This is a genomic window from Streptomyces sp. NPDC045678, assembly GCF_056432085.1.
Genome location: NZ_JBWKJS010000002.1, coordinates 352871 through 370283, shown reverse-complemented (window position 1 = coordinate 370283; position 17413 = coordinate 352871). Strand labels below are relative to the sequence as shown.

The window sequence follows — 17413 nt, the reverse complement described above, 5'->3', positions numbered from 1 at the left end:
CCGTGACGGTCGTCGAAAGGGGCGAAGTGTGAGACAGGACGGCAGCTTCCTCGCCGAGGAGATCGACACCAGCAGGCCGCACCCGGCCCGGATCTACGACTACTTGCTGGGCGGCAAGGACAACTACGAGGTGGACCGCCGCGCCGGGGACGATCTCGCCACCGCCGCGCCCGAGGTGCGGATCGGCGTGCGGGCCAACCGTGACTTCATGCGGCGCGCCGTCCGCCACGTCGTCGGCGACGGCGTCCGGCAGATCCTCGACATCGGCACCGGCCTTCCCACCTCTCCGAACGTGCACGAGACGGCCCACGAGCTGGCGCCGGACGTGCGCGTCGCCTACGTGGACAACGACCCGATCGTGAACACGCACGCCGGAGCGCTGCTCAGCGGCTCCGGCGCGACCGGCACCGTCCTCGCCGACCTGCGCGACCCGCGGGCGGTCATCGACCACCCCGACGTCCGCCGGATCATCGACTTCGACCGGCCGGTCGCCCTGCTCCTCGTGGCCATCGTCCACTTCCTCACCGAAGCGGACGAGCCCGAGCGGATCGTCGCCACCCTGCGCGACGCGCTGCCCGCCGGAAGTTATCTCGTCCTCTCGCATGCCACGAGCGACTTCGCCGACCGCCGCGACGCCGAGGCCGTCTACAACCAGGCCACCGCCACCCTGAACCTGCGTTCCAAGCCCGAGGTCATGCGGTTCTTCGACGGGTTCGACCTGGTCGAACCCGGTGTGACCCAGGTGCCGTTCTGGCGTCCGGACGCCCCGTCGCCCGCGGGGTCCGAGGCGATCGGGATCTACGGCGGGGTGGCGCGCAAGTCCGGTTGAGGGGACCGGAGGGTCAGCGTCCCAGTGGCCTTCGCGGCAGGGGGGACGAGTAGACGATGCTCGTCGTCACCGAACCCAGCGCGCCGATCCTGCCCGACACCTCTTCAAGGTGCTGCATCGAGCGCGCGGCGACCTTGATGACGAAGCAGTCGTCGCCCGTGACGTGGTGCGCCTCGAGGATCTCCGGGGTCGCGTCGAGCAGGTCGTGGAACGGTTTGTAGTTGCCGTTCGGATAGCGCAGGCGTACGAACGCGAGGATGGGCAGACCGAGCCGCTCCGGGTCGACCACGGCCGCGTACCCCTGTATGACACCGGCCTCCTCGAGGCGCCGCACCCGCTCCGTGACGGCGCTCGCGGACATCGAGACGGCGCGCGCGAGCTCCGCGTAGCTGGCGCGGCCCTCCCGTTGGAGGACATCGAGGATGCGCCAGTCGGTGGCGTCCGTGGAATAACCGGTCATGGCCGAGAGGTAACAGGGAAATCCCCGGCCGATCAAGAGGCGGCCGGGGATTTGTGTCACTCGTCCGCAATAACGGGTGAGGGCGAGTGGGGATGCGTGAGGACGAGCGGCGGGACTCAGACGCCCGCGACGCTCTGGATCCAGGAGCGGTACGCCGTCACGTTCGTGTACGCGGTCGTGGTCTGGCGGTCACTGGTGGAGGCGACGCCGACCTGTGCGCCGTTCGCCATCATCGGGCCGCCCGAGTCGCCGCCCGCGGTGATGCCGTCGCCGCGCCGGGCGCAGATGGCCTGGCCCTGGTAGGCGTCGCGGCAGCCGCCGGTCACGACGACGTTGGCGACCTTCAGGAGCCGTGACTGACAGTTGATCTCCTGGCCGCACTGGGACGTGGCGCCCCAGCCGTACACCTGGACGGTCTGGCCGACCGACACCGAGCCGGGGGAGCCGAGGCGTGCGTAGGTGCCCGGGACGGAGCGGTCCAGCCTGACCAGGGACAGGTCGGACGACGGGTGGCTGGTGACGCTGATGCCGTTGGCCGTGGTGCCGCCGGACGTCTGGTCGAGGCTGCCGATGCGGAACGAGAGGCCGCCGCCGCTGACGCAGTGCTTCGCGGTGAGGATCCAGGTGGGGGCGATGATCGTGGCGCTACAGGTCTGCCGGCCGTTGGAGAAGAGCCTGGCCGCCCACGGCGCGTTGCTGGCGTAGCCGCCGCCGATGATCGGCTGCGGGCCGTTGGTGGAAGCAACGGCGGGCGTTTCCGCGCGCGTCGCGCTCTGGGCCGCCGCGGTGGGGGCGAGCCCCAGGACGGCGAGGGCGGTGGCCGCGAGCGCGGGGACGAGTCTGGATATTCGCACGTTCGTCTCCATTGTGTGGGGATGAAGCGTCCTTGATGAGGACGAGGCCGCATAGGTATGCAGCCGCAATGCGCGCTGAGGAGGCGGGTATCTCCTGTCGCGTGCATGCCATCTCTGGCGGGAGAGAATCTGGCAGAGGAGTTGTGGGCGGCGCAAGAGGTCGGTGAAGCCTTCTGTGGCGACAGTGCGGCCATGGGTGAGCTTGCGGACCAGTGCATGATCAAACCGATTCCTGGTCCGGACCATTCTCGATGGACGTGACGTGCTCCTGGCAACGCGCTTTCGCGACAACCCTTGTTGGGCTCGGCTCGGCGGCCCACAGGGGAATGAGGTGGTGGAACTTCGAACTACCGGGGATGTGCCGGTGAGTCCCTGTGGACGCCGGGAATCATCGCTTCAGGGTTCCGTTCGCCGGCCGTAGATTTTTCGCCATGACCAACACGAACGCGCAGCTCAGCGCCCCTGCTTCCGCTCCCGCTCCGAACGCGGTCCTGCGGGTTCCGCCCGCGTCACCGGCGGCGGCCGCCGCGTACTTCGGCGCAGCCCTCGCCTTCCACGCCGATGTGTCCGACGTGGCCGCCGCGCTCGCCGGGGACGGCGCCCCGGGCTTCGTGGTGCTCGACACACGGTCCACCGCCTCTTGGGAGCAAGGGCACGTCCCCGGCGCCGTCCACCTGCCGACCGCCCTCATCCCCGAGCAGGCGGAGGCGCTCCTCGACAAGGAGGTGCCGGTCGTCACCTACTGCTGGGGCCCCGGCTGCAACGGCGCGACCCGCGCCGCTCTCGCCCTCGCCCAACTGGGCTTCCGCGTCAAGGAGATGCTCGGCGGATTCGAGTACTGGGCGCGTGAGGGGTTCGAGTTCGAGACCTGGGAGGGCCGTGAGCGGCGTGACGCCGACCCGCTCACGGCCCCGGTGGACGCCGGGGACTGCGGCTGCTGACCGCCCGGCGCCGTCACGGCGTCAGAGCCTGGACAGCTCCTCCACCAGGTCGTCAAGGCCCAGGGATCCCTGCGACAGGGCGGCCATGTGCCACGCCTTGGCGTCGAACGCGGCGCCGTGCCGGCTCCGCGCGTTCTCACGGCCGAGCAGCCAGGCACGCTCACCCAGCTTGTACCCGATGGCCTGACCGGGGATGGTCAGATAGCGGGTCATCTCGCTGGCCACGTACTCCGTGGGACGGCTGCAGTGCGCGTCGTAGAACTCCTGGGCGAGGTCCGGCGTCCAGCGCTCACCGGGACGGAAGGGGGAGTCCGCGGGGATCTCCAGTTCCAGATGCATGCCGATGTCGACGATGACCCGCAGCGCACGCATCATCTGCGCGTCGAGATAGCCGAGCCTGCGCTCGGGATCGGTCAGGAAGCCGAGCTCGTCCATCAGCCGCTCCGCGTACAGCGCCCAGCCCTCCGCGTTGGCGCTGACGATGCCGACGGTCGCCTGGTAGCGGGAGAGGTTCTCCGCCACGTGCGCCCACTGGGCGAGCTGGAGGTGGTGGCCAGGCACCCCCTCGTGGTACCAGGTCGAGACGAGGTCGTAGACGGGGAAGCGGGTCTCGCCCATCGTCGGCAGCCAGGTGCGGCCCGGCCGCGAGAAGTCCTCGGACGGACCCGTGTAGTAGGGGGCCGCGGCGCCGCCGGGCGGCGCGATGTGGGACTCCACCTTCCGTACCCGCTCGGCGAGTTCGAAGTGCGTGCCGTCCAGGGCGTCGATCGCCTCGTCCATCAGCTCCTGCAGCCAGACCCGGACCTCGTCCACGCCCTCGATGTGCGTCCCGTGCTCGTCGAGGTGGGCGAGCGCCACCCACGGCGTGGCCGCGCCGGGCAGGATCTTCTCCGCCTCGGTCCTCATCTCGGCGAGCAGCCGGTGGAACTCCGACCAGCCGTACGCGTACGCCTCGTCGAGGTCCAGGTCGGTGCCGTTGCACTCGCGGGACAGGCGGGCGTAGCGCTCGCGGCCCACGATGTCGGGGGAGCCCTCGATCGCGGGCGCGTAGACGTCGCGCATCCAGTCGCGCAACGCCACGACCGACGCGGTGGCGGCCCGGGCGGCTGCGTCCAGGTCGGCACGCAGGGCGTCCGGGCCCGCCGACGCGAAGTCGTCGAACCAGCCGCGCCCGCTCGGGTGGTCGCCGGTTTCCCCCGCCCACTCGGTGAGCTGCCCGATGAAGGTGGCGGTGGGGCGCGGCGGCCCGAACAGCTTGCGCTCCAGGCCGAGTTCGAGGGACGCCCGGTACCCTTCGAGCGCCGCCGGTACGGCACGCAGCCGCTCGGCGATCGCCGCCCAGTCGGCCTCCGTCTCCATCGGGGAGACGGTGAAGATCTCCCGTACCTGATGCGGCATCGTGTGCAGGTTGCCGACCGCGCGCAGCCCTTCGTCGGCCTCGTGCACGGCCAGCTGCGCGGTCAGCCGCTCCCGCAGGAGCCGCCCGCAGCGGCGCTCGGCCTCGCTGTCCGCACCGGGCCTGCGCTCCGCCTCGTCCAGCCGGGCCAGAGTCGTGCGCGCCAGCCGCGCCACGGCCTCCTGGCCCTCGGGAGAGGTGTCGGGAAGTCTGCTGTTGCTCTCCTCGACACCGAGGTAGGTGCCCGTGATGGGGTCGAGGGCGATCAGCTCGTCGACGTAGGCGTCGGCGACGGCGCGGGGCAGGGGGCCGGTGTTCACATGCGGGTTCTCGATGGCTGACATGCGGACATCGTCGTACAGAGAAGCGGTGCTCGTCACCATGATTCGCCCGGCGGATCCTGCGCGGTGTCGAGCGCGGTGTCGGGCGGCAGCAGCGGACCGCACGCCCACTGCTGGAAGATCAACCGGGTCTCGACGCGCGCCACTTCACGCCGTGCGGTGAACTCGTCGAGAACGAGCCGCTGCAGATCCGCGGGACCGGCCACCGCGACGTGCACGAGAAAGTCCTCGGGGCCCGTGAGGTGGAACAGGGACAACGACTCCGGCAGCGCCCTGACGCGCTCCACGAACGGCCCGACGAGATCCCGCCGGTGCGGCCGGACCTGCACGGAGAGGAGCGCTTCGACCCCGCGGCCGAGCTTCGCCGGGTCCAGGCGCAGCTGATGTCCGAGAATCACCCCCGAACGCCGCAGCCGCGTCACGCGGTCGAGACACGTCGACGGCGCGACACCGACCTGCGCCGCCAGGTCCCGATATGTGGTCCGGGCATCGTTCTGCAGCACGCGCAGTATGTGGAGATCCACCGGGTCCAGTGCGACGGAATCGGCCATCGGCCGAACGTAGCACGGGGTGTGCTCCCCGGACCCCGTGCGATGTTCAGCCTGTGCGGCATGGAAGCGAACACCGGGACAGCACCGCACACACACCCCGCGGACAGCGCCTCACCGTCACGCGCCCTGGCCACCGAAGCCGTGCACGCGGGACGGGACGATCTGGTCGAAATGGGCCTGCACGCCCCGCCGATCGACCTCTCGACGACCTACCCCTCCCGAGACAGCCGCGGCGAGGCCGCCCGCATCGACGCCTTCGCCGCCGAAGGCGTCGTCGATGACGGGCCACCGGTCTACGCACGCCTCGGCAATCCGACCGTCGCCCGCTTCGAGACGGCACTCGCCCGCCTCGAAGGCACCGAGAGCGCCGTCGCCTTCGCGAGCGGCATGGCGGCGCTGACCGCGGTGCTTCTCGTACGAGGGTCCGCACGCCTGCGCCACGTCGTGGCCGTCCGGCCGCTGTACGGCTGCAGCGACCACCTGCTCTCCGCGGGGCTCGTCGGAACCGAGGTGACGTGGGCGGACCCCGAGGGCATCGCCGACGCCATCCGGCCCGACACCGGCCTGGTCATGGTCGAGTCGCCCGCCAACCCCACGCTCGCCGAAATCGACCTGGCCGAGGTCGCCCGCGCCTGCGGCACGGTGCCGCTGCTCGCCGACAACACCTTCGCGACGCCCGTGCTGCAGCGGCCCGCGGAGAGCGGCGCGCGCTTGGTGCTGCACAGCGCCACCAAGTACCTGGGCGGGCACGGCGACGTCCTCGGTGGTGTGGTCGCGTGCGACGAGGAGCTCGCCCGGGGGCTGCGTCAGGTCCGCTTCGCCACGGGCGGGGTACTGCATCCCCTCGCCGGATACCTGCTGCTGCGCGGCCTGTCCACGCTCCCCGTCCGGGTGCGCGCGGCCTCGGCGAACGCGGCGGAACTGGCGCGCCGCCTCGCCGCCGACCCGCGCGTGGAGCGCGTCCACTATCCGCGGATGGGCGGCGCCATGGTCGCCTTCGAGGTACGGGGCGACCCGCACGGGGTGATCGCCGGCGTACGGCTGATCACCCCGGCGGTCAGCCTCGGCAGCGTGGACTCGCTCATCCAGCACCCGGCGTCCATCAGCCACCGCGTGGTGGACGTCGAGGACCGGCGCTCCGCCGGCGTCAGCGACCGGCTGCTGCGCATGTCGTGCGGTCTGGAGGACGTCGACGACCTCTGGCGCGACCTGGACCGGGCGCTCGGCCCCGTGCCGGTCACCATCCCCGCGCCGGTGGCCACCGGGACCGTGGGCGCCGTGGGCGCCGTGGCCTCCGAAGGGCTCAGGGGCGCTGCGCGGAGTCGTACGGCAGCCGCGAACTGACCGGCGTCGCGTCGAGGCGGGCCGTGATCACCAGCGTGCCCTCCTCGATCTGGTAGTCGAGCGGCAGGCCGAGCCCGCGCATCGCGGCCACCATGCCGGTGTTGGACGCCTGCGTCACCGCGTACACGCTCTCGCAGCCCGCCTCGACCGCCATCGTCACCAGACGGCCGAGCAGCTGGCTGCCGATGCCGCGGCGCTGCCACTCGTCCTCGACGAGCAGCGCGACCTCGGTCTCGTCGCCGTCCCACAGCAGATGGCCGATGCCGACGATCCGGCCGGACGCGGTGCGCACCGCGAGGGTGCGCCCGAACCGGGGGCTGAGGAGGTGGTTGAGGTAGCGGTCGGCGTCGTGCACCGGGCCGTGGTAGCGCTTGTCCAGCGTGCCCGGCGAGCACCGCTCGTGCATGGCCTTGGCGGCCTCGATGTCGGCGGTGTCGGCCCGTCGCACGGTGATGGAGTTGCCCTCGGGGAGCGTCAGGACGTCCTGGCTGCGCGGAATGCGCGGGCCGAGCCGCGTGTCGAGCTCCACGAGGGCCCGCGCGCGGGCGAACTCCGTGGGTGTGAACGGCAGGTAGGGGCGTTCGACGGTGATGACCTCGCCGTCGGGACCCCGCAGCCTGAGCACCGTGCCGTCGAGCACGCCGTCGACCGGCCTCGACTCCGCCGGGGCTGTGTCGTCCCGGCGGGTCCCCGTGCGTGCGGCGGCCGGCAGGGAGCGGATGGTGCAGCGGCCCAGGAGGTGCCGCAGGGCCAGCGGGAGTTCGGCCGCGTCGAGCGCGGTGCGGGTGGCGAGGCCGAGGATGCGGGTGGGGGCGTCGACCAGGTCGTGGGCGTCGGCGCGCTCGATCCAGGTGCCCGTGCCCCCCGCCCGCGCGATCGACCGGGTGATCTCGGCCCCGGCGAGATCCGCGGGCGCGCGCAGCAGGAACTCGTCGACGGTGCCTTCGGCCAGCGGGTGCGCCTGGAGGCTGAGGATGTCGACGCGGCGCTCGGCGAGCGTCACGCACAGTGCGGCCAGGGAGCCCGGCTCGTCCCGGACGGTCGTGCGCATCCGCCACAGGGTGGTCGTGCCGGGGAGCGTCGAGGACGGCTCGGCCTCGGGGGTGCTCGCAAGGGCGGCCCCGGGGGTGGCCGCGTGGGTGGTGGTCGTGGCGCGCCCGGCCTGCTCCGCGTCCGCGGGCGGCCGGGCGACGGTATCGTGCGCCGGCGGCGGGGCGTGGTCGTGGCGCCTTGCCCACCAGATGTGGAAGCCGGCCGTGGCGAGCAGCACCACGGCCGAGACGACCAGCAGGGCGGGCCCGTCGGGCCCGTGCCCCACCATGTTCGCGACGGCGTCGGCCACCGCCACGGCGGTGAACAGGGCCGCCAGTTCGACCACGTCGCGCCGCCAGTGATGGACGGGGCGTCCGTGCTTGGTCCGTGTCACGTCGGGCATGTCAGCTCTCATGCGTTCACTGTGCTCGACCGGTGTTTCGTGATCACGAACGCCCTGTGACTGATGGGTAAAGAGGTCATCTGCCCCTTTGGCGGCAATTGGCTCACTGCCCCGCCCGGCCCGGCTGCAGCACCTTGGTGAACAGCACGCCGCCGCCCTCCTGGCGCAGCCGCACCGTCAACTCGCCGCTGCCGCCGTCGATGTCGACCTCGCCGAAGTACTGCGGGGTCTCGGCCGGAGACGTGTTGGCGCGGCTCGGTGCCTTGATGAACTTCTGCTCGGGCCCGAACGTCCCGTCGAGCTTCGTCGCGGGGAAGCCGCCCGCGGCCAACGGTCCGGACACGAACTCCCAGAACGGCGCGAAGTCCTTGAACGCCGCGCGCGACGGATCGTAGTGCTGCGCGGAGGTGTAGTGCACGTCGGCCGTCAGCCACACCGTGCCGGTGATCCTACGGTGCTTGATGTGCCGCAGCAGCTCGGCGATCTGGAGCTCGCGGCCCAGCGGCGCGCCGGGGTCGCCCTGCGCCACGGCCTCGAAGTTCTCCCTGCCGTCCGATACGACGATGCCCAGTGGCATGTCGGAGGCGATGACCTTCCACACGGCCCGCGAACGGGACAGCTCGCGCTTGAGCCAGGCCAGCTGCCGGGCGCCGAGGATGCCGGTGGCGTCGTCGGGCTGTCTGTTGGGGGAGTTGGCGTTGCGGTAGGTGCGCATGTCGAGGACGAACACGTCCAGGAGCGGGCCGTGCCGCAGTACTCGGTAGACCCGGCCGTCCTCGTCGCCGGGCGGCAGCGTCGAGACGGGGAAGTACTCGCTGAACGCGCGCAGCGAGCGGCCCGCGAGGACGTCCACGTTCTTCTCCGTGTACCGCGGGTCGTCCAGGATCTGCCCCGGGTACCAGTTGTTGCGCACCTCGTGGTCGTCCCACTGGACGATCGAGGGAACCTGGGCGTTGAACCGCCGCAGGTTGTCGTCGAGCAGGTTGTACCGGAACGCGCCGCGGAACTCCTTCAGGGACTCGGCGACCTTGGACTTCTCCTCCGTCGTGATGTTCCGCCACACGGTGCCGTCGGGCAGCGTGACGCTCGGCAGGATGGGGCCGTCGGCGTAGATGTTGTCACCGCTGCACAGGAAGAAGTCCGGGTCGCGTCGGCGCATCTCCTCGAAGATGCGGTAGCCGCCCCGGTCGGGGTTGATGCCCCAGCCCTGGCCCGCGATGTCACCCGACCACAGGAAGCGCACGTCGTGCTTGCGGCCCTTCGGCGTCGTGCGGAACGTGCCGGTGACCGGTCTGCCCGTGCGGCGCGGATCGTCGGGGTCGGCGAGCAGCACCCGGTAGTGGATCTGCTCTCCCGCGGGCAGCCCGCGCAGCCGCGTCGTCCCCGTGAAGTCCGTGTCCGGGCCCAGCAGCGGGCCGCGCCACCGCTGCGGATTGCGGAACGACTCGGTGGCGGACGTCTCGACGATCATCCGGGCGGGCCGGTCGGAGCGGACCCAGACGAGCCCCGCGTGCGCCGTCACGTCTCCGGCCTGCACGCCCCACCCGGCCTTCGGACGACCCGACAGGGCGAGCGACGGAGCGGCCCCGGCCAGCGCCGGCACGGCGAGCGCCGCTGGTACGGCGAGCGATCCGCGCAGCACGCTGCGGCGGCGGGGGGACGGGCTCGGCTGACGTTGCGACATGAATGCGCCTCCAGTTGACGGGTGCGACCAGTCTGCGGGCGCCCGGCCGGTACCGCGCCACATCGCCCACACGAAGCCCAAGTGAACAACTCCCCACAGGCCGGGGGGAACCGCCGCGCGGAGACTGCATGGGCTCGGCACCGGAGGTCGACCGGATGGGGCTGAGCGTGCTGTACCGGGCCGAGGGCGGCCGCGCCCCACCGAGGAGGACCTGCTCGTCGTCTACCTCGACGAAGAGGTTCCCGAGGAGCTCGTGGCACGGCTGGAGGCGCACGGCGGCAAGCGGGTCCGGTCGCCGCTGGGCCGCCCGGCGCCCGGCACCGGTCAGCGGCAGGTGTCGAGGATGACGCGGGCGACGAGCGCGGGGTCGTCGTTCATCGGCACATGGCCGCAGCCGGGGAGCCGGACCAGCCGTGCGCCGGGGATGGTGTGCTTCGCGCGTATCCCCTGCCTGCGCAGGAGCAGCCGGTCGCGCGTGCCCCAGGCGACTGTGACAGGGAGGCCCGTCACGTCATCCTGGAAGAGGACGTCGCGCCCGGCCAGGAGCGTCGCTTCGAACCCCGCGGCGTCGCGCAGCGCGAACGTCTCGGCCACGACCGCCTCCGGGGAACGGCGCCAAGGACGGGCGTAGATGGTGCTCGTCAGGGCCGTGCGCCCGGCCGCGCTCGCGGACAGGCGCTCGATCGCGGGACGTGGCAGCAGACGCGCACCCCGCCGCATCGCGAGGAGCGTGCCGAACGCGTACCGGCGCTCCGCGGGCGTCCAGAATCCGGCGGGGGAGAGCGCGGTGACGGAGCGGACCAGTTTCTCGCGGCCCATCTCGAGGGCGAGCAGCCCGCCCAGGGAGTTGCCCGCCACGTGCGGTCGCTCGATCCGCAGCGTCTCGCAGAGCGCGCCCAGCGCGGGGACGACCGCGGGCAGCCCGTACGTCAGCTCCTCGGGCAGGGCGGGGGAACGCCCAAAGCCCGGCAGGTCGACCGCGATCACGTCGTGCTCGGCGGCCAGGATCTCGAACACCGGGTCCCAGGCCTGCCGGTGGTGGCCGATGCCGTGCAGCAGCAGCAACGGCTCGCCCGCGCCCGCCCGTTCGTAGGAGATCGTCACGGTGTGCGGGCCGCCGGGCGACGCGACGCTGAACGAGACCTCTGCGGCCATGACTGCTCCTGTCCCCGCCGCCGGACGGCGGATCCCCGATGTGGTGGACGCGCCGTGATGTGTTAGACGCACTGTCAGCAACAATTACCGTCCAGTAGGCCCCAGTTCAAGAGGGCGGCCCGAGCCGCTTCCGGCGAGTGGCCCCCGGCGACGCCGAGTGTGCCGCGTACCGCAGCCGAAGTGCCTGGACAGGCGCTGCTCCGTGGGCTGGGATAGGAGTGTGGCTACCGACACCATGACCGACGTCTTCGAAGAGCACAGACCCGTCCTGATGGGCGTCGCCTACCGCATGCTCGGCCGGGTGGCCGACGCGGAGGACGTCGTCCAGGAGGCCTGGTTGCGCTGGTCGGAGTCCGACCGCGACCAGGTGCGCGAACCCCGCGCCTTCTTGGTGCGCGTCACTACACGGCTCGCCATCGACCGCCTGCGCCATCTGCAGTCCCGGCGCGAGGCGTACATCGGGCCGTGGCTCCCCGAGCCCTACGTCACCGATCTCGGGTCGTCCGTGCCCGACACCGCGGAGCGGGCCGTGCTCGCCGACTCCGTCTCCCTCGCGGTCCTCGTGGTCCTGGAGTCCCTCTCGCCCCTGGAGCGGGCGGTGTTCGTGCTCCGCGAGGCGTTCGGGTTCCCGTTCGCCGAGATCGCGGTCACCCTCGACCGCAGCGAGGCCGCCGTGCGCCAGCTCGCGGGCAGGGCCCGCAAGCACGTCGACGAGGGCCGGCCCCGCTACAAGGTGGACCCCGCCCAGCGCCGCGACCTGACCGAACGCTTCCTCGCCGCGGCCACCGAGGGCGACCTGGAAGGGCTGATGTCCCTCCTCGCACCGGACGTCCGGCTGGTCGGGGACAGCGGCGGCAAGTCGAGGGCGCCCGTGCGCGTCCTGGAGACCGCCGACAAGGTGGGCCGCTTCCTGCACGGTGCCGTCGGCAAGTCGGTCCGGGAGGCGCAGGGCCGCCTGGAGGTCCGCTTCATCGAGGTGAACGGCGCGGAGTGCCTCTTCGTCCTCTACGAGGGCAAGCCCGACAGTGTTTTTCTGCTGGATGCCGTCGACGGGCTCATCCAGGACGTCTACATCGTCCGCAATCCGGACAAGCTCGTGTCGCTCGTCGCCTAGGTTCTCGTCTCCGCATCGCCATCGGCGATGTATCGCCCCAGCTCAGAGCCCCCGTCCCCGTGGACGGGGGCTCTGTCGTGCGCCTATTGCCGGCCGTTCATGAACGGCTGGCCGATTACGCCTGCTTGGCCCCCCGCGAACTCCGCATGAATGCTCTGTGGCATCGTCCCTGTGCAGGCTGTAACGGATCGAGGATTGGTCTTGACCAAGGGGGGGTGCGGGCCTATGGTCGCAGGGATAGTGCAGGAACCTTTAATAAACAAGGGCGCTAAAACGCCGCCGGTCACGGCGATTGCGGAGGACAGGGTGGGGACCACGCAGCTCGAAACGGTGCCGGAGCCGAAGTACTGGCATCTGAAGACCGTGCTCAGTGAGGCGCTCGACTCCGAATTCTCCGTCGGCGAGATCCTGCCGAACGAGCGCGACCTGGCCGCCCGCTTCGGTGTCGCCCGCGCCACTCTCCGGCAGGCTCTCGAACAGCTCGAACTCGAAGGCAGGCTGCAGCGCCGCCGCGGAGTGGGCACCACGGTCGCTCCGCCGCGGATGGGCGTGGCCGTCGGATCGGCGCAGGGCTCGTGGCCGGGCGCGGTCGGCGACGCCTGGCAGCCCGCGGACTGCGCCCCGGCGGTCCCGCCGGCGGACGTCGCCCGGATGCTTGCGACCTCCGTGGACGAACAGGTGCACGTGGTGCGCCGCACCCGCGTCTCGAACGGCCAGCCCGTGGCCGCCGAGCTGCTGTACGTGCCCACGTCCTCGGTCGCCGAACTGACGGGCATGGACGAGCCGTCCGGTGCGGCACGCGCGCGTGTCGTCCTGCGCGAGCTGTCCCGGCTCGGCCTCGAAGGACAGGACCGCGCCGTCGAGCTCGGCTCGGCCCGTGCGGACGACGCCAAGGCCCTCGACCGCCTGCCCGGCGCGCCGGTGCTCGTCGTGACGACCCGCTTCTTCACCGAGGGACGCACGGCAGCGGTCTCGGTGGCCACCTACCGCGCCGACACCTGCCGCCTCACGTTCGGGGACTCGGGCGGCGTGGAGATCCACCACGACACGGAGCGTCGCGCTTCCTGACGTCGCCCGGCCCGCACCGTCCGCTTCGTCGAGGGGGCCTTCACCGTCGCGCGGTGACGGTCCCCTCGACGGCGAACAGCTGCTCCTCGACATGGTCGAGCGCCAGCCGCAGCGCCCCGGTCGACACCACCGCCTCGCCCAGCATCGACAGTGCCACCCGAGGCGGCCGCAGGCAGTAGCGCTCCAGCTCCCGGTGCAGCGGCTCCAGCACACCGTCGAGCCCCGCCGCCCAGCCGCCCACGACGACCAGCTCCGGATCGAGGGCGAGGACCAGGGCCGCCACGTCGTGCACGAGCCGCTGGATGAACCGCTCCACGGCGGCCCGCGCCCGCTCGTCGCCCTCGCGCGCGTGCGCGAACACGTCGGCGACGGCCTGCTCGTCCAAGGGGTGCAACGGCTCGTCCGTCGTCGAGAGCAGCGTCTCCGGAGTGACCTCCCGGCCCAGCAGGTGCAGCGCGCCGATCTCGCCCGCCGCGCCGCCGTAACCCCGGTGCAGCCGCCCGCCGATCAGCGAACCGGCCCCCGGGCTCAGCCCCGCGAGGACGAACACCACGTCGTCCGTGTCGGTCGCCGCGCCCTTCCAGTGCTCGGCCACGGCCGCGGCGTTGGCGTCGTTCTCCACCAGGACCGGGCACTTGAACGACCGGCGCAGCCGCTCACCCAGCTGAAGCCCCGTCCACTCGGGCAGCGCCGTGCTCAGCCGCACCGTGCCGTCCGCGTCCAGAATGCCGGGGCTGCCCACCCCGACGGCCCGCAGCGAACTGCGGGCGATCCCGGCGCGGCGCAGCAGCTCGGCGACCGCCGTACGCAGACGTTCGAGCCGGTCGTCCGCGGAGGCCTCCGCGGAGACAGCCTTCGACGCCGCCCCGAGCACCTTGCCGTCCAGGTCCGAGAGCACGGCGGCCACCCGGTGCGGACCGATCTCCAGACCGAGCAGATGTCCCGCCTCCGCCCGGAACCGGAACTTCCGTGCGGGCCGGCCCTGGCGCCGCGCGCCGCCGTCCTCCGCCGCCGACTCCACCACGAGCCCGGCCTCGATGAGCCCTTCGACGACCCCCTCGACGGTGGGCCGGGAGAGCCCGGTCGCGCGGGTGATCTCCGTGAGCGTCGCCAAGTCCGCGGCGCGCAGTGCGTGCAGCACCACCGCGGAGTTGATACGCCGCAACAGAGAGGGGTCCCCGCCGCTCAGCTGCCCCAACGTCCGTCCTCCCAGCTCGTGCGCGTGATGGCCGGATCGTACTCGCAGGACGGTACGGCGGCGAGAGCCGGGCCCGCCCGCACCGCACACAGGGCCGTCACCCCGGTGCGACGAAACCGGATTCGTACGCGGCGATGACCGCCTGCGTCCGGTCCCGCGCCCCCAGCTTCGCGAGGACGGCACTCACATGCGACTTGACCGTCTCCGTGCCCACGACGAGGCGGGCGGCGATCTCGGCGTTCGACAGACCGCGCGCCATCAGCCGCAGCACCTCCGCCTCGCGTTCCGTCAGCGCGGCCTTCTCCAAAGTGTCCCTGGCCTGCGGATTGCCCCGCTCCGCGCCGTACTCGCCGGCCAGCTGGCGGACCGCGGCGGGGAACAGCAGCGACTCGCCCTCGGCGACGAGCCGCACCGCGTGCACGATCTCCGCGGGCCTGGCGCGCTTCAGCAGGAATCCGTCGGCGCCCGCGCGCAGCGCCTCGTACACGTACTCGTCGTTCTCGAAGGTCGTCACCACCAGGATCTTCGGCGGATCCGGCACGGTACGCAGCACCGCGCGGGTCGCCTCGATGCCGTCGAGCAGCGGCATGCGGACGTCCATCGCGACCACGTCGGGGCGCAGCTCGCGGACGAGGGGGATCACCGCCGCGCCGTCCGCCGCCTCGCCCACCACGCGGATGTCCGGCTGCGCCTCCAGGACGGCACGCAGGCCCGCGCGTACGAGGGGTTCGTCGTCGACGAGGAGCACGGTGACCGGCATCCGGCCAGCGTAGATCATTTCAGGGGTAGTTCGACGTGTACCTGCCACTCACCGTCGTCCGGTCCCGTGGTGGCCCGGCCGCCGAGCAGGGTGGCCCGCTCCCGGATGCCGCGGAGTCCGCTGCCGCCGCGCCCCGTCGACCCTGTGGCGCTCGGCAGCGCGTTGCGCACGTTCATCACCAGGCGGCCGTCGTCCACGGCGATGCGCAGGCGCACCGGCACGGGTCCGGAGTGGCGCAGGACGTTGGTCAGCGTCTCCTGGAGCATGCGGTAGCCCTCGCGGGAGACGGGACCCGGCAGCCGTTCCACCGGACCCGTCACCTCGACGTCGATCCTCGCGCCCGAGGCACGCGCCGACTGGAGCAGCCGGTCGGCGTCGGTGAGCGTCGGCCGTCCGCTCACCGGCTGCTCGTCCTCGCGCAGCACGCGCAGGACCCGCTCCAGGTCCTCCAGCGCGGCGCGCCCGGTCTCCTCCACCGCCTCCAGGGCGCGGGCGGTGAACTCCGGGTCGGAGGCCGCCCTCGCGGCGCCCGCCTGGACGACGGCGACGGTCAGGGCGTGCCCTATGGAGTCGTGCAGTTCGCGTGCGATGCGGTTGCGTTCGAGGAGCTGCTCGGTGCGTTCCTCCATGACGGCGAGGCGTTCGGCGGGGGAGGGGCCGAGCAGGCGCCGGGCCACCACGGCCGTCAGGTGGCCCGCCGCCAGCAGTACGCCGAGCTCCGCCAGGACGAGCAGGAGGCTCAGCGGCGGCTTGATCCAGGCCGTGTCGGGCGGGGTGAGCAGCAGACCGTCCGTCTCCGGGGACTGGTCGTTCGCACCCGTCAAGGCGAAGACCATCCCGATGAGCTGGCCCGTCACATGAACCAGGGCGATGCCCGTCTCCAGGCGGAACACCAGCCATACGGCGGTCCGTACCCGGTCGCGCCAGGAGGCCGAAGGGGCAACGGAGATGCCGGACTCCTCCACCTCGCCGCCCGCCACGGGCGCGTGGCGACCGGGAAACAGCATCATCCGGGCCTGCAACCCCTCGGCCCTGCGGATGACGGGCACCAGGGCGGCCGTCACCAGCAGGGGTACGGGGGTGACCCCGACGAGCACCCAGTCGACGGAGGAGGGTTCGGAGAGCCCCGGATAGATCGAGGCGATCACCCACGCAAGGGCCGAGCCCAGGAAGATGTGCAGCCAGCGCGTGTACGTGACCGCACGGGTCAGCGGTCTCAAGAAGCCGGGCATGGCGCCATCGTGCCAGGCCACCCGCACCGCACGACTCCCCCGTGAGGGGGAGACGGCCTCCCCGGGCGGGGGAAGACCCGGCGGGGCGGCAACGGCCAGGCTGATGCCCATGACCAGCATCGACGTCAAAGACCTGACCAAGGAGTACGGCACGACCCGCGCCGTGGACGCCCTCACGTTCAGCGTCCGCCCCGGCCGGGTCACCGGATTCCTCGGCCCCAACGGCGCCGGCAAGTCGACCACCATGCGCCTCGTCCTCGGCCTGGACCGCCCCACCTCGGGCACGGCCACGGTGGGCGGCCGCCGCTACACCGAACTCGCCGAACCGCTGCGCCACGTAGGGGCGCTCCTCGACGCCCAGGCGGCCCACGGCTCGCGCACCGCCCGCAACCACCTCCTCGCCCTCGCGGTCAGCAACCGCCTCCCCGCGCGGCGTGTGGACGAGGTCCTCGACGCATCGGGGCTCGGAACCGTCGCGGACAAGCGGATCAAGACGTTCTCGCTGGGCATGCGGCAACGCCTCGGCATCGCCGCCGCGCTCCTCGGCGATCCCGGGGTCGTGATGCTGGACGAGCCCTCGAACGGCCTCGACCCCGAAGGCATCATCTGGATCCGCGAGTTGTTGCGGCGCCTGGCCGAGGAGGGCCGCACGGTCCTCGTCTCCAGCCACCTCATGAACGAGACCGCGACCTTCGCCGACCACCTCGTCATCCTCGGACGCGGCAGGCTGCTCGCGGACGACCCCATGACCGAGTTCATCGCGTCGCACAGCCAGGCGCGGGTCCGCGTGCGCACGACCGACCCGGACCTGCTCCATGAACTGCTGTCCGGCCGGGGGTACGTCCTCGGGGCCTCGGCCGAGGGCCGCTGGACGGTCGAAGGGGCGAAGGCCGAGGAGGTCGGGGCGATCGCCGCGGGCGCCGGGATCCAGGTGCTCGAACTCGCCGACGAACAGACCTCCCTGGAACAGGCCTACCTCGCCCTGACGGCCGACGAGGCCGAGTTCACGGCTGGCGACACCACCGTCCCCGCATCCCGCCAGGAGGCCTGA

Annotated in this window: 16 protein-coding genes and 1 pseudogene; 7 read left to right on the top strand and 10 right to left on the bottom strand. The window is 72.1% G+C overall.

Annotated features, from left to right (window positions below):
* Window positions 1-28: 28 nt before the first annotated feature.
* On the top strand, window positions 29-829 hold the full coding sequence (locus AC07DO_RS08195) for an SAM-dependent methyltransferase (RefSeq protein WP_479057830.1): 801 nt from the start codon (window positions 29-31) through the stop codon (window positions 827-829).
* 13 nt (window positions 830-842) lie between these two features.
* Here the strand turns inward: AC07DO_RS08195 and AC07DO_RS08190 are convergent, their stop codons facing one another.
* Complete coding sequence (locus tag AC07DO_RS08190) at window positions 843-1289, bottom strand: Lrp/AsnC family transcriptional regulator (protein ID WP_055566733.1); 447 nt, start codon at window positions 1287-1289, stop codon at window positions 843-845.
* A 116-nt stretch (window positions 1290-1405) separates the two neighbouring features.
* Window positions 1406-2143, bottom strand: a complete 738-nt coding sequence (locus AC07DO_RS08185) for a S1 family peptidase (protein ID WP_150182050.1) — start codon at window positions 2141-2143, stop codon at window positions 1406-1408.
* A 431-nt stretch (window positions 2144-2574) separates the two neighbouring features.
* On the opposite strand from AC07DO_RS08185, the gene AC07DO_RS08180 reads away from it, so the two are divergent.
* Window positions 2575-3084, top strand: coding sequence for a rhodanese-like domain-containing protein (locus tag AC07DO_RS08180; RefSeq protein WP_479057829.1), 510 nt, complete (start codon window positions 2575-2577; stop codon window positions 3082-3084).
* A gap of 21 nt (window positions 3085-3105) precedes the next feature.
* Here the strand turns inward: AC07DO_RS08180 and AC07DO_RS08175 are convergent, their stop codons facing one another.
* Both AC07DO_RS08175 and AC07DO_RS08170 read right to left on the bottom strand, forming a co-directional pair.
* On the bottom strand, window positions 3106-4824 hold the full coding sequence (locus tag AC07DO_RS08175; protein WP_479057828.1) for a DUF885 domain-containing protein: 1719 nt from the start codon (window positions 4822-4824) through the stop codon (window positions 3106-3108).
* Window positions 4825-4856: 32 nt separating this feature from the next.
* The gene (locus AC07DO_RS08170) at window positions 4857-5372 is read right to left on the bottom strand and encodes an Lrp/AsnC family transcriptional regulator (RefSeq protein ID WP_479057827.1); all 516 of its coding nucleotides are present in this window, start codon (window positions 5370-5372) and stop codon (window positions 4857-4859) included.
* Between the two features lie 60 nt (window positions 5373-5432).
* Between AC07DO_RS08170 and AC07DO_RS08165 the strand changes: the two genes are divergently transcribed.
* Window positions 5433-6716 carry a trans-sulfuration enzyme family protein gene (locus AC07DO_RS08165; protein ID WP_479057826.1) on the top strand — a complete coding sequence of 428 codons (1284 nt, stop codon included), beginning with the start codon at window positions 5433-5435 and terminating at the stop codon, window positions 6714-6716.
* Here AC07DO_RS08165 and AC07DO_RS08160 read toward each other — a convergent pair.
* On the bottom strand, window positions 6676-8163 hold the full coding sequence (locus AC07DO_RS08160; RefSeq protein ID WP_479057825.1) for an N-acetyltransferase family protein: 1488 nt from the start codon (window positions 8161-8163) through the stop codon (window positions 6676-6678). The genes AC07DO_RS08165 and AC07DO_RS08160 overlap by 41 nt on opposite strands.
* Window positions 8164-8254: 91 nt before the next feature.
* Window positions 8255-9835: an alkaline phosphatase D family protein gene (locus tag AC07DO_RS08155; protein ID WP_479057824.1), complete on the bottom strand. Its 1581-nt coding sequence runs from the start codon at window positions 9833-9835 to the stop codon at window positions 8255-8257.
* A 190-nt stretch (window positions 9836-10025) separates the two neighbouring features.
* Here AC07DO_RS08155 and AC07DO_RS08150 point away from each other — a divergent pair.
* Window positions 10026-10133, top strand: a pseudogene (locus AC07DO_RS08150) (VOC family protein); the annotation flags it as partial.
* Between the two features lie 26 nt (window positions 10134-10159).
* On the opposite strand, the gene AC07DO_RS08145 reads toward AC07DO_RS08150, so the two are convergent.
* Window positions 10160-10990, bottom strand: coding sequence for an alpha/beta fold hydrolase (locus tag AC07DO_RS08145; RefSeq protein ID WP_479057823.1), 831 nt, complete (start codon window positions 10988-10990; stop codon window positions 10160-10162).
* Between the two features lie 220 nt (window positions 10991-11210).
* On the opposite strand from AC07DO_RS08145, the gene AC07DO_RS08140 reads away from it, so the two are divergent.
* Together AC07DO_RS08140 and AC07DO_RS08135 are read left to right on the top strand one after the other, a co-directional pair.
* Window positions 11211-12104 carry an RNA polymerase sigma-70 factor gene (locus tag AC07DO_RS08140; protein ID WP_479057822.1) on the top strand — a complete coding sequence of 298 codons (894 nt, stop codon included), beginning with the start codon at window positions 11211-11213 and terminating at the stop codon, window positions 12102-12104.
* 306 nt (window positions 12105-12410) lie between these two features.
* A complete protein-coding gene (locus AC07DO_RS08135) occupies window positions 12411-13172 on the top strand; it encodes a GntR family transcriptional regulator (RefSeq protein ID WP_479057821.1) in 762 nt (253 codons plus the stop codon).
* Between the two features lie 40 nt (window positions 13173-13212).
* On the opposite strand, the gene AC07DO_RS08130 is transcribed toward AC07DO_RS08135, so the two are convergent.
* From AC07DO_RS08130 to AC07DO_RS08120, 3 genes are all read right to left on the bottom strand, one after another.
* Window positions 13213-14370 (bottom strand): ROK family transcriptional regulator, encoded by a 1158-nt coding sequence (locus AC07DO_RS08130; protein ID WP_479057820.1) that lies wholly within the window; start codon window positions 14368-14370, stop codon window positions 13213-13215.
* Window positions 14371-14467: 97 nt separating this feature from the next.
* Window positions 14468-15130, bottom strand: coding sequence for a response regulator transcription factor (locus tag AC07DO_RS08125; RefSeq protein ID WP_479057819.1), 663 nt, complete (start codon window positions 15128-15130; stop codon window positions 14468-14470).
* Window positions 15131-15144: 14 nt separating this feature from the next.
* Window positions 15145-16362, bottom strand: a complete 1218-nt coding sequence (locus AC07DO_RS08120; RefSeq protein ID WP_479057818.1) for a sensor histidine kinase — start codon at window positions 16360-16362, stop codon at window positions 15145-15147.
* A 109-nt stretch (window positions 16363-16471) separates the two neighbouring features.
* Between AC07DO_RS08120 and AC07DO_RS08115 the strand changes: the two genes are divergently transcribed.
* Window positions 16472-17413, top strand: coding sequence for an ABC transporter ATP-binding protein (locus AC07DO_RS08115; RefSeq protein ID WP_479057817.1), 942 nt, complete (start codon window positions 16472-16474; stop codon window positions 17411-17413).

Coding starts and splice junctions, on each gene's coding strand:
- AC07DO_RS08190 (WP_055566733.1), bottom strand. CDS start 1,289: ATGACCGGTTATTCCACGGACGCCACCGACTGGCGCATCCTCGATGTC.
- AC07DO_RS08180 (WP_479057829.1), top strand. CDS start 2,575: ATGACCAACACGAACGCGCAGCTCAGCGCCCCTGCTTCCGCTCCCGCT.
- AC07DO_RS08175 (WP_479057828.1), bottom strand. CDS start 4,824: ATGTCAGCCATCGAGAACCCGCATGTGAACACCGGCCCCCTGCCCCGC.
- AC07DO_RS08170 (WP_479057827.1), bottom strand. CDS start 5,372: ATGGCCGATTCCGTCGCACTGGACCCGGTGGATCTCCACATACTGCGC.
- AC07DO_RS08165 (WP_479057826.1), top strand. CDS start 5,433: ATGGAAGCGAACACCGGGACAGCACCGCACACACACCCCGCGGACAGC.
- AC07DO_RS08160 (WP_479057825.1), bottom strand. CDS start 8,163: ATGAGAGCTGACATGCCCGACGTGACACGGACCAAGCACGGACGCCCC.
- AC07DO_RS08155 (WP_479057824.1), bottom strand. CDS start 9,835: ATGTCGCAACGTCAGCCGAGCCCGTCCCCCCGCCGCCGCAGCGTGCTG.
- AC07DO_RS08145 (WP_479057823.1), bottom strand. CDS start 10,990: ATGGCCGCAGAGGTCTCGTTCAGCGTCGCGTCGCCCGGCGGCCCGCAC.
- AC07DO_RS08125 (WP_479057819.1), bottom strand. CDS start 15,130: ATGCCGGTCACCGTGCTCCTCGTCGACGACGAACCCCTCGTACGCGCG.
- AC07DO_RS08120 (WP_479057818.1), bottom strand. CDS start 16,362: ATGCCCGGCTTCTTGAGACCGCTGACCCGTGCGGTCACGTACACGCGC.
- AC07DO_RS08115 (WP_479057817.1), top strand. CDS start 16,472: ATGACCAGCATCGACGTCAAAGACCTGACCAAGGAGTACGGCACGACC.